Source organism: Boseongicola sp., from assembly GCF_057460485.1.
This window is the reverse complement of the sequence record NZ_JBVCWP010000108.1, coordinates 1-11764: the sequence shown is the minus strand read 5'-3', so window position 1 is coordinate 11764 and position 11764 is coordinate 1. Positions and strand designations below refer to the sequence as shown.

Below are 11764 nucleotides of genomic sequence, written 5' to 3'. Positions count from 1 at the left end.
CCCAGGCGTCAGCATCCATTCCAAGATGGGTGAACGTCGCCACCACGGCACGATCGGCCAGGGGCCCAAGCCCCAGCACGACCCAGCGGTCATCTTCGATGATTACGTCCACAGTCATGGCCGCCTTCTGCCAAAGAAAACGTGCCGACACCAGAGGGGCTCTGCCCCTCGCGCGAAACGCGCTCACCGCGGGATATTCCAGACCTAAAGACTGCCGAAAATTTAAGCTAAATCATCGTTTCTTCTTGGCTGAAATACTCCCGCCAGAGGCACGCCGTCCTATCTGATCCGCGCTTCGGTCTCTGCATTGAACGCATAAATACGGCGCATCTCGAAGTTAAGGCTAACCGTATCGCCGATCTTCGAGCGCGTATCGCCGCGCTCTTCGATGATCAGCTTCTCGCCAGTCTTCGCCGTAAGGTAGGCAAAGCTCACGCCTCCAAGCGCTTCGGTAAGTTCCACCGTGAACGCATCACCCGATTGGTCAAGCTCGGCATGCTCGGGTCGCAAACCAACCGTCACTTCTGTGCCCTCAGATGGCAATGTAATATCGGGGCTGACTGTCATGCCCAACGCCGGTACTTCAATAACGCCGCCTTTAACCGTCCCTTTAAGGAAGTTCATCGCAGGCGAGCCGATAAAGCCCGCCACAAACTTGTTGTCGGGATTTCGATACAGATCCAAAGGCGCGCCGACCTGCTCGATCTCGCCCAACCGCAGCACCACAATCTTGTCGGCAAGCGTCATCGCCTCAACCTGATCGTGTGTGACGTAAATCATCGTTGCGCCGATTTCTTTGTGCAAACGTGCGATCTCGACCCGCATCTCGACGCGCAGCTCCGCGTCCAGGTTCGACAACGGCTCGTCAAAAAGAAACACCTCCGGTCCGCGGACGATCGCGCGGCCAATGGCAACCCGCTGACGCTGACCGCCCGACAAAGCCGCTGGCTTGCGATCCAAAAACGCATCAAGCTTCAAAATACGGCTCGCTTCCGAGACCTTCTCATTGACCTCAGCGACAGGATGGCCATTCATCTTCAGACCGAAGCCCATGTTCTGACCCACAGTCATGTGCGGATAAAGCGCGTAAGTCTGGAAGACCATCGCTACGCCACGCTCGGACGGATCAAGCCGCGTCACATCGCGCGTACCAATATTGATCTGGCCGCTTGTCGTTTCCTCAAGTCCAGCGACCATGCGCAAAAGGGTCGACTTACCGCAGCCCGACGGTCCCACAAACACGCAGAACTCGCCGTCCTGAATATCAAGGTCCACACCGTGGATAACTTGAACATCGCCATACCGCTTAATAACCTTGTTGAGCGTAACTCCTGACATCAGTTGGTCTCCACTTTCTCGCTGGATGTGTGTTGATCGGGAAAGCCCCAGTCGCGCGAAACACTCGCGATGGCTTGGGTGGCTTCCCGAACACGGGGGACAAGTTTTTCCAAACCCGCCAGTGATTGTCGTTCCACAGAAGACGTCACCGAAAGCGCGCCCAGCGCCCGGCCCCCTGCGGTCAAGATCGGCAAAGCCACGCAAATAATGCCCGGCTCGTGTTCCTCGCGGTCAAAACCATAGCCGTTCTGGCGGATCGCCCGCAGTTCGGCTCGAAGCGCCTCGGCATCGGTCAACGTATGGTTCGTAAAACGGTGATAACTCTGCTGCTCAAGGATCGGACCCAAGATCGCCTCGTCCAGATAGGACAGCATCACTTTGCCAACACCGGTACAATAGGCAGGCCCGACCTTCCCGGCGGAGGAATACATCTCGAGAGGGCGCGTTGCGTTGCGCTTGTCGACGTAAAGCACCTGAGCATTATCAAGTTGCGCCAAATGCACTGTCTCGCCGACATCGGCGGCCAACGCATCCAGATGCGGGCGCGCGATCGGAGCCAAGGACGACTGTTGCCACGCCGCGTGTGCCAAGCGGACAAGCCGAATGCCCATCGCATATGTTTGACGCTCAGGATCGTAGGCCAGCATGCCCTGATTCTTCAGCGTCTGAACAAAACGATAAAGCGTGGCTTTCGGATAAGGACTGTCTTCCAGCAGCTCGGTAAAACGCACAGGACGACCCATCGCAGCAACGCGATCAAGCACCTCAAGCGCCTTTCCTACGGTTCCGTCGCCGTTGGACTTTCCAGTCATCCATTCCTCCCTTGCCGCGCACTGTAATCCAGCGTCTGTTGTTGCGGCTGTTGACAAGCCTTACCGATTCCGTGTTAAGATTTCAATATGCAAAACTGGGTTTCAAATAATGAGACTCAAATCATAATGGAGCTCTCAGGGAGGACACCAATGCGTTCCATGTTTAAAGCGTCCGTCGCGGCGCTAGGCCTTACTGCCATCACAGCAGGCGGGGCAATCGCAGATGGGCACGGCTTGTCAGGCGATCTGAAAATCTTCCTCGATACATCGAACCCCGCACCTCGTGCGACAATGGAAACGATGATCGCGGGCTTTGGCGAACTTCACCCGAACCTCAACATCGAGACAACGGTGATCGACCGCGAAGCATACAAAACACAAATCCGCAACTTTCTGACGGCCGACGCGCCTGATGTCGCGACTTGGTACGCAGCAAACCGCATGCGTCCATACGTCGAAGCGGGTCTGTTCGAGGATGTCTCCGACCTCTGGGCCGAGCCAGAGATCGCGACCAACCTCGCCTCGACCAAAGGCGCGATGACCATCGACGACAAGCAGTGGGGCGTGCCGTACACGTACTACCAGTGGGGCGTCTACTATCGCAAAGACATCTACGAAGAGCTTGGCCTGACCGAGCCGACAGACTGGGCAGAGTTCAAATCGAACTGCCAGGCTATCGTAGACTCGGGTCGCTCTTGCTTTACCATTGGTTCCAAATTCCTTTGGACCGCTGGCGGTTGGTTTGACTACCTCAACGTACGCACCAACGGCTTTGACTACCACATGGACATGGCTGCCGGTAACGTGCCTTGGACCGATGACGGTGTTAAGCAGACGTTTGCCAACTGGCGCGAGCTGATCGACATGGGTGCCTTTGTCGAGAACCATCAGAACTACTCCTGGCAGGAAGCCCTGCCCTTCATGGTAAACGGCGACAGCGCTGGCTACCTGATGGGTAACTTCGCCGTGGCTCCGCTGCGCGAAGCGGGTCTCACTGATGATCAACTGGACTTCTACCAGTTCCCGTCGATCAACCCAGACGTTGCTTTGGCGGAAGATGCGCCAACAGATACGTTCCACATCCCGTCCAACGCTCAGAACAAAGAAGCTGCACGTGAATTCCTGCGCTACGTTGTCTCTGCAGATGTTCAGACGACCATCAACAATGGTGCCAACCTTGGTCAGCTTCCTGTCAACGCGTCCGCTTCGGTCGACGACGACAAGTTCCTGAACGAAGGCTTCGAGATGCTCTCAACGAACAGCCCGGGCGGCGTTGCCCAGTTCTTCGACCGCGACTTCCCAGCTGAAATGGCCGCAGAAGCCATGCAGGGTTTCCAGGAGTTCATGGTGTTCCCAGACAATCTGGACGACATCCTTGCACGCCTCGAAAAAGTGCGTGAGCGCACCAACAAGTAATCAATCGACTGGCCGGGCGATCCTTTCGCCCGGCCCTTCCCCCCGACCACTCAACGACTCATCCGCGAGCCCCACACGCAAGGGTTCACGCATGCGCCGCCCGAGCGAAGGGAAACACCCATGACAAGCGTTCCAGACACTGAAATCGACCGCGGTGGTCGCGGTTGGTACAAGCGAAACGAGATCGCGGTGACGCCGTGGCTGTTCCTCGCCCCCGCAGTCTTCTTCTTCGCGGTTTATGTGATCATCCCGATCTTTCAGTCGATCAACCTGTCTTTTTACGACTGGGACGGCCTGGGCGAAGCCACCTTCGTCGGCTTCGACAACTACATTGAACTCGCCGACGACGGCGCCTTCGAAGTCTCACTTTGGAACAACCTCAAATGGCTGGTGTTCTACCTCCTCGCCATTCCCGCAGGCCTCTTCATCGCGCTGTTCCTCAACCAGACAGTCGCAGGCATCCGCCTTTATAAGTCCTTGTTCTTCTTCCCCTTCGTGATCTCACAAGTGGTCGTCGGCCTGGTCTTCTCATGGTTCTACCTACCCAACGAAGGCCTTCTGAACAGTGTCCTCGGTCTTGTTGGCATCGATCCGATCAACGTTCTCGGCGATCCGACCCTTGCCACTTACGGCATCATCGCCGCAGGCCTATGGCCGCAAACCGCCTACTGCATGATCCTCTACCTCACCGGCCTCAACGCCGTGGACCCCGAGCAGGTTGAGGCCGCACGTCTCGACGGCGCAAAGGGCTGGAAAATGCTCTGGTACGTTATCGTGCCGCAACTCAAACCCGCGACCTTCATCGCCTTCGTCGTGACAATCATCGGCGCGCTGCGCTCGTTCGACCTCATTTCGATCATGACCAACGGTGGCCCCTTCGGCCAAACTCGCGTGCTCTCGTTCTACATGTTCGAAAAAGCGCTGTCAGAATACGGCTTCCGCATGGGCTACGGCGCTGCAATCGCTGTCGTCCTCTTCCTCATCATGCTGGTCTTCATCGCCTACTTCCTGTGGTCGATGTGGTCCGAAGAGAAAGGGCGCTAGGATGTTCCCCACCCCAATCCAAAAACGCCCGGTCGCCAATCAGATCGCCTACAAAACCTTTCTGCCGCTTGCGCTGATCCTATGGCTCCTGCCCCTGATCGCCGTCGCCGTCTTTTCGATCAAACCGGCCGTCGACTTCACCCAAGGCAACTACTGGGGCATGCCTTCCTCCTTCGAAGGCTTCGCCAACTACGGTCAGGTGTTCTTCAACTCCGACATGCCGCGCTACATGCTGAACTCGTTCCTGATCACCATCCCCACCGTGGTCGGCGCCGTCGCTCTCTCTGCCATGGCCGGTTTCGCGCTTGGGATCTACAAATTCAATTCGAACATCTGGATCTTCTTTATGTTCGTCGCGGGCAACTTCGTGCCGTTCCAGATCCTCATGGTTCCGGTCCGTGACCTCACCCTCGACATGGGCCTCTACAACACCAAAACCGGCCTCGTCTTGTTCCATATCGCCTTCCAGACCGGCTTTTGCACCCTCTTCATGCGCAATTTCATCCGCCAACTGCCCTTCCCCCTGATCGAGGCGGCCCGCGTCGAAGGCATCGCCGAATGGCGCATCTTCTGGTACGTCGTCCTGCCGCTGATGAAACCGGCGCTTGCAGCTCTTGCCGTGCTGATCTTCACCTTCATCTGGAACGACTACTTCTGGGCCGTGGTCCTGACGCAAGGCCCCGAAAGCCAGCCTGTCACTGCAGGCATCACCTCGTTCAACGCTCAATACCGCGCCGCATACCATCTGATGAGCGCGGGCTCTATCGTCGCTGCCCTGCCACCAGTGCTGATGTTCTTCTTAATGCAAAAGCACTTCATTGCAGGCCTAACCCTTGGTGCCGTGAAGTAATGCAATGCTGGAGATTGGACGACGGGCGGCAGACACTTGTTCTGGCCGCTCGTCGAACGCGTTTGCCGGAAGTAATTTATTGGGGCGCGCCCCTGCCGGCGACCGATAACCTCGAAACCCTCGCAGATGCCCATCGCCTCGATGTCACTGGTGGCATGCTCGACGAGAATCCAGATCTCTCGATCTGCCCCGAAGCCGTGCGCACCTTCCCCGGCCAGCCCGGCCTGATCCTGCGCGCCCATGACGGTACGCCGCTCTTGCCAAAGTTCTGCTACGCGGCACAGGAAACGACCGAACACAGCATCACACTTACCTATGCCGATGATGTCAACGGCCTGACGTACCGCGCCGAAATAACGCTTGATCCGGACACCCACGTCCTGACCCTGACCTCTGAGATCAACGCCGAAACGCCCGTCCACCTGCACTGGCTTTCCGCCCCCGTGCTGCCCGCGCCGCAAAACAGCGAAGAGATGATCGACGTCTCCGGGCGCTGGTGCGGCGAATTTCAACTGAACAAGACCGCATGGTCCCCCGGCATCCGCTACCGCGAAAACCGCACCGGGCGCACCGGCCACGAACACTTCCCCGGCCTCATCGTTCTCGGCCCCGGAGCGACCAACACACAAGGTGAAGCCTGGGGCTTTCACTACGGCTGGTCAGGGGGTCACCGCATGGTCGCCGAGGAACTCCCCGACGGGCGCCGCCAGATCCAGTTCGGCCACGCCGCCCGTATGGAAACCGAGCCCTCGACCCGCTTCAAATCAGCCCCGCTCTACGCGGTCTATTCCTCCGACGGCCTGAACGGCATCGCCGTCAGCTATCAGCGTCAGGTCCGCGACCGCATCGTCACATGGCCCGACGCAACGCGCGCGCGCCCGGTCCACTACAACTGCTGGGAAGCCGTCTACTTCGACCATAAACTCGACGTGCTGAAAGACATCGCAGACCGTGCGGCCGACCTTGGCGCCGAACGCTTCGTTCTCGACGACGGCTGGTTCGGCAACCGCGACGACGATACGCAATCGCTGTCCGACTGGGAAGTCGACCCAAGGAAATACCCCGAGGGCCTGCACCCCCTTATCAACCACATCCACAGTCTCGATATGTCTTTCGGCATCTGGTTCGAACCCGAGATGATCAACCCGAACTCGAACCTCTTTCGCGCCCATCCGGACTGGGCCGCAGGCAGCGAAGACCAGATCCTCGGCCGTCAGCAGATGGCCCTCGACATGAGCCGCTCCGACGTGCGCGATTTCATCTACGAACGCATGTCAGCGATCTTGCGCGAATACCCGATCGACTACATCAAATGGGATCACAACCGCGTCCTGCCGATGCCCGACGCCGCACAGACCCGCGGCTCCTACGCCCTGATCGACCGCCTGCGCGCCGAATTCCCACAAGTGGAAATCGAAAGCTGCGCGTCTGGTGGAGCCCGCATCGACTTCGGCATCCTCGAACGGACGCAACGCGTCTGGCTTTCCGACAGCAACGACGCGCTGGAACGTCTGAAGATGCAGCACAACGCCGCCCTCTTCATTCCCGCCGCGATTACCGGCAGCCACGTCGGCCCCCGCATCTGCCACACATCAGGCCGCCAGCTCGATATCCGCTTTCGCGCATGGGTCGCCGCCCAGCGCCACATGGGCTTCGAGATGGACCCCCGCGAATTGACCGACGACGAAGCCGCCGTTCTGACCGAAGTCACCTCCTGGTGGAAACACAACCGCGCCTGGATGACCGGGGCCGACATTCTACGCCTCGACAGTGCGGACCCAGCCGTCATCGCCGAACAACAGGCCGCCCGCGACGGCTCGCGTTTCGTCGTGTTCGCCGGCAAAGCGACAACCTCGGCCCAGATCGCGCCACGCCCTTTGCGCCTGACGCGCCTCGATCCGGACGCGCAATACCGCGTCACTCTGGTCAACCGTAACTCGGTCTCGACGCTTTCGCGCGGAGCACCGGCCCTCAAAGAAGGCCCAATGACGCTGTCAGGCCAATACCTTATGAGCCAGGGCCTCACCCTCCCATGGTCCTTCCCGGAAACCATGTGGGTCGTCGAAGGCGAACGCCTGTGACCCGGCCCGCTCATCCTGTCAAAAGTACCGCCACCGGAGGTCCAAAATCTCGTTATTGTCTCCTACGTCAGCGAAGGCATGCACCGACTTATTACCGACGGTACGCCGACGTAATACCACAAAGGCTTTCACCATGACTGACGCCCTCTTTCCCGACCTCAAAAACGCCTCTGTTTTCATCACCGGAGGTGGTGCCGGCATCGGCGCAAATCTCACCGAAGGCTTTCTGCGCCAAGGCGCGCGCGTGGCCTTTGTCGGCTGCTCTGACGCCGCGGCCTTTGTTGACGAAATGGAAGCCGCCACCGGCAATCGCCCGCTATTCCTGCAATGCGACATCACCGATATTCCAACTTTGAAACAACGTATTGCCGAAGCGACCGAGGCCCACGGCCCCGTCACAACCCTTGTGAACAACGCAGCAAATGACCAGCGCCACACAACACTCGAGGTGGACGAAGACTTCTGGGACTGGTCCCAGGCCATCAACCTCAAAGCCTACTTCTTCGCCTGCCAAGCCGTCATCGAAGGCATGCGCAAGGCAGGTCACGGCTCGATTATCAATTTCAGTTCAATCAGTTACATGATGGGCAACGCGGGCTACCCAGCCTACACAACCGCCAACTCCGGCATCAACGGCATGACCAGATCGCTCGCCCGCGAGTTCGGCCCCGACAATATCCGCGTCAATGCCCTTGCACCCGGCTGGGTCCTGACCGACAAACAGATGGACAAATGGGCAACCCCGGAAGGCCTCGCTGCTCACATGGAACGTATGTGCCTGAAAGAACACCTGAAACCCGAAGACATCGTCGGCCCCGTGCTGTTCCTCGCGTCCAAAACTTCGCGCGCAATGACCGGACAAGCCATGGTCGTTGACGGCGGCGTGGTCGTCACCGGGTAATGTCAGGATCGTCGACATATGCAGACTGGATAGCCGTCGACTGGGGCACATCAAACCTGCGCGCATGGGCCATGCGCGGCAGCGACGCCATTGCTGAAGCCACATCCGACAAAGGCATGGGATTGCTCGAAAAATCCGAATTTGAGTCCGCTCTGATCACCCTCATCGACCCCTGGCTCGGCACCGCCAGAACCCCGGTCTTCGCCTGCGGCATGGTCGGCGCGCGCCAAGGCTGGGTCGAAGCCCCCTACACCGCAGTACCATCCAAACCGCTGGCCAACCGCTTCGCACGCCCAGAAACAACCGACAGCCGTATTGACGTCCACGTCATCCCAGGCCTCAAACAGCTCGAGAACCCTGACGTCATGCGCGGCGAAGAAACCCAGATCGCAGGCTTCCTCGCTGCAAACCCTAATTTCGACGGCGTCCTCTGCCTTCCCGGCACCCACACCAAATGGGCCCACATCTCGGCAGGTGAGGTCATCAGCTTCCGCACCTTCATGACCGGAGAACTTTTTGGTCTCATTGCCAAAAAATCGGTGCTGCGCCATTCCATCGCCAATGGCTGGAACGATGCCGCCTTCATAACAGCCGTCACCGACACCCTGTCGCGCCCCGAAACCATGGCCGCCAAGCTCTTCGCGATCCGCGCTGACCAGCTTTTGAATGCCACCGACGTTGGTGCCGCCAAGGCACGCCTGTCCGGCCTCCTCATCGGGGCGGAACTCGCCGGCGCCAAACCCTACTGGCTCGGCCAGAACATCGTCCTCATCGGCGATGCAAACCTCTCCGCGCTCTACGCCACGGCGCTGGAAACCCAAGCCGCACTCTCCCAGATCGCGGACGCCACCCAATCCACGCTCGCCGGCCTCAACGCCGCCCGCATCCTCACGAAGGAACCCACCTCATGAGCCGCCCCCTGATCGCCATCCTGCGCGGCATCGAGCGCCGAGAAGCAGCAGACGTCGCCGCCGCTCTGATCGACGCGGGTATCGACCGCATCGAAATCCCCCTGAACTCGCCTGATCCGTTCGAAAGTATCGGTCGCATGGTCGAGGTGCACGGCACCGAGGCCCTGATTGGCGCAGGCACAGTCCTCACGGCAGAACAGGTCGCCCACGTGTACCGGGTAGGGGGTAAACTTGTGGTCTCTCCAAATTGCGACCGCACCGTCATCAAAGCCACCAAGGTGCTGGGAATGCAGTCCTTTCCCGGAGCCTTAACCCCAACCGAATGCTTCAACGCCCTGAAATGGGGCTCTGACGGCCTGAAGGTCTTCCCGGCTTTCCAGATGGGCCAGGACGGCCTCAAAGCCCTGCGCGCTGTGCTTCCAAGCGAAACCGAAGTCTACATGGTCGGCGGCGTTGGCCCGGAAAACTTCGCCGACTGGCTCAAAGCCGGCGCGAACGGCTTCGGCCTCGGCAGTTCCCTCTACAAACCCGGCGACAAGGTGGCCGACATTGCCGCAAAAGCCAAAGACATCGTCGCCGCTTGGGATGAGATCACCGCATGAATATCTACGACGACACCATCTGCTCACTTGGCGAAGGCCCGCTCTGGCACCCAACCCGCCAGCAACTCTACTGGTTCGACATCCACGGCCAGGGCCTCCACACACTTGAGAACGGCAAAACCCGCAGTTGGAGCTTTGACGAAAACGTCTCCGCGGCAGGCTGGGTCGACGACACCCACCTTTTGGCCGCCTCAGAAACCCGCCTCTTGCGCTTCAACGTCGAAACCGGCGCGCAGGAAGACGTCGTCGCGCTCGAAGCAGACGATCCGGATAGTCGCTCCAACGATGGCCGCGCTGATCCCTTCGGGGGCTTCTGGATCGGCACAATGTCGAAACACGAACGCACGCCCAGCGGTACGATCTACCGCTATTACAAAGGCACACTCACCCCGCTGTTCGACGGCATCACCATCCCGAACGCGATCTGCTTCACCCCGGACAAAACCCAAGCCTACTTTTGCGATACCATCAATGGCCTGATGAAACGCGTCCAACTTGACGCAGAAGGCTGGCCCGTCGGAAACCCCGAGGTTTGGCTCGACCTCTCAGGAAAACCCTTCGGCGCAGACGGTGCGGTCATCGACGCAGACGGCAACATCTGGAACGCCCAGTGGAACGGCTGGCGCATCGCGTGCTACGCCCCCGACGGCACTTTCCTGCGCGAGGTCCCAATTAACGCCGCCCACACCTCCTGCCCCGCCTTCGGTGGCCCCGATCTGACAACGCTCTTCTGCACAACAGCGGCGGGCCGCGTGTCAGACGCCGACCGAGCCAAGTCAAACGACCACGGCAAACTCTTTGTTCAGGAAAACGTCACCAAGGGCCAAGCCGAACACCGCGTCCTTCTAAGCTAATCCGTACCTCTTTGGGTCCCGAAAATCCTCGCAGGGGCCCGAAGGGCGGGGCCAGACAGCCCCCCTCCCGCAACCCCAACCAAACGATGGCCCCGACATGACCCCAGAACTCGGCGTCTGCTACTACCCTGAACACTGGCCCGAAGATGTCTGGGCAAGCGATGCCGCGCGCATGGTCGAAACCGGCCTCACGTGGGTGCGCATCGGAGAATTCGCTTGGTCGCGCCTCGAACCCAAACCGGGACAACTGGACTTCGCATGGCTGGACCGCGCCATCGACACACTTGGGGATGCGGGCCTCAAGGTCATCCTCGGCACACCCACCGCCACCCCACCCCGCTGGATGGTCAAACGCCACCCCGATATGTTGGGCGTCGGTGAAAACGGCCAAGCCCGCAAATTCGGCTCGCGGCGCCACTACTGCTTCAGCCACGAAGGCTACCGCGAAGAATGCCGCCACTTCGTGCGCCGCCTTGGTGAACGCTACGGTCGCCACGAACACATCCAAGCCTGGCAAATCGACAACGAATACGCTTGCCACGAAACCACCTTGAGCTACTCAACCGCTGCCCTCTCAGGCTTTCGAAACTGGCTCGCCCAGAAATACCAAAGTGCCGACGCCCTAAACCGCGCATGGGGCAATGTATTCTGGTCGATGGAATACGAGACCTTCGACCAGATTGACCTGCCAAATCAGACAACCACAGAAGCAAACCCGGCCCATGTTCTTGATTTCAAACGTTACTCATCCGATCAAGTCGTCGCCTTCAACAAAGTCCAGACGGACGCTCTCCGCCCCCTGACCGACCGCCCTCTCATCCACAACTATATGGGCCGTGAGCTGTCATTCGACCATTTCAAAGTCGGCGAAGACCTCGATATAGCAAGCTGGGACAGCTACCCCATTGGCTTCCTCTCCGATCGGCTCGAAGCCGACGAAGGCGACAAAGCAACT

At 59.4% G+C, this 11764-nt stretch carries 11 protein-coding genes; 9 read left to right on the top strand and 2 right to left on the bottom strand.

Annotation, left to right across the window (positions count from 1 at the left end):
• Window positions 1-279 precede the first annotated feature (279 nt).
• Together AC221Y_RS13070 and AC221Y_RS13065 are read right to left on the bottom strand one after the other, a co-directional pair.
• Window positions 280-1338 (bottom strand): ABC transporter ATP-binding protein, encoded by a 1059-nt coding sequence (locus tag AC221Y_RS13070; RefSeq protein ID WP_299754705.1) that lies wholly within the window; start codon window positions 1336-1338, stop codon window positions 280-282.
• Window positions 1338-2150 carry an IclR family transcriptional regulator gene (locus AC221Y_RS13065; protein ID WP_486707478.1) on the bottom strand — a complete coding sequence of 271 codons (813 nt, stop codon included), beginning with the start codon at window positions 2148-2150 and terminating at the stop codon, window positions 1338-1340. The genes AC221Y_RS13070 and AC221Y_RS13065 overlap by 1 nt, the downstream gene beginning before the upstream one ends.
• A gap of 150 nt (window positions 2151-2300) precedes the next feature.
• On the opposite strand from AC221Y_RS13065, the gene AC221Y_RS13060 reads away from it, so the two are divergent.
• The 9 genes from AC221Y_RS13060 to AC221Y_RS13020 all read left to right on the top strand — a co-directional run.
• Window positions 2301-3566, top strand: coding sequence for an ABC transporter substrate-binding protein (locus AC221Y_RS13060; RefSeq protein WP_299754700.1), 1266 nt, complete (start codon window positions 2301-2303; stop codon window positions 3564-3566).
• 120 nt (window positions 3567-3686) lie between these two features.
• Window positions 3687-4610: a carbohydrate ABC transporter permease gene (locus tag AC221Y_RS13055; protein ID WP_299754698.1), complete on the top strand. Its 924-nt coding sequence runs from the start codon at window positions 3687-3689 to the stop codon at window positions 4608-4610.
• 1 nt (window position 4611) lies between these two features.
• Window positions 4612-5460, top strand: a complete 849-nt coding sequence (locus AC221Y_RS13050; protein ID WP_299754696.1) for a carbohydrate ABC transporter permease — start codon at window positions 4612-4614, stop codon at window positions 5458-5460.
• Window positions 5460-7541 (top strand): alpha-galactosidase, encoded by a 2082-nt coding sequence (locus AC221Y_RS13045; RefSeq protein ID WP_486707477.1) that lies wholly within the window; start codon window positions 5460-5462, stop codon window positions 7539-7541. Before AC221Y_RS13050 ends, AC221Y_RS13045 begins: the two co-directional genes overlap by 1 nt.
• 133 nt (window positions 7542-7674) lie before the next feature.
• Window positions 7675-8442 carry an SDR family NAD(P)-dependent oxidoreductase gene (locus tag AC221Y_RS13040; protein WP_299754692.1) on the top strand — a complete coding sequence of 256 codons (768 nt, stop codon included), beginning with the start codon at window positions 7675-7677 and terminating at the stop codon, window positions 8440-8442.
• Window positions 8442-9353, top strand: coding sequence for a 2-dehydro-3-deoxygalactonokinase (locus AC221Y_RS13035; protein WP_299754690.1), 912 nt, complete (start codon window positions 8442-8444; stop codon window positions 9351-9353). Before AC221Y_RS13040 ends, AC221Y_RS13035 begins: the two co-directional genes overlap by 1 nt.
• Window positions 9350-9955 carry a 2-dehydro-3-deoxy-6-phosphogalactonate aldolase gene (locus tag AC221Y_RS13030; RefSeq protein ID WP_299754687.1) on the top strand — a complete coding sequence of 202 codons (606 nt, stop codon included), beginning with the start codon at window positions 9350-9352 and terminating at the stop codon, window positions 9953-9955. Before AC221Y_RS13035 ends, AC221Y_RS13030 begins: the two co-directional genes overlap by 4 nt.
• Entirely contained in the window at window positions 9952-10809 is an 858-nt protein-coding gene (locus AC221Y_RS13025; protein WP_486707476.1) for an SMP-30/gluconolactonase/LRE family protein, read from the top strand. The genes AC221Y_RS13030 and AC221Y_RS13025 overlap by 4 nt, the downstream gene beginning before the upstream one ends.
• 97 nt (window positions 10810-10906) lie before the next feature.
• A partial coding sequence (locus tag AC221Y_RS13020; protein ID WP_486707475.1) for a beta-galactosidase occupies window positions 10907-11764 on the top strand: 858 nt, incomplete at its 3' end.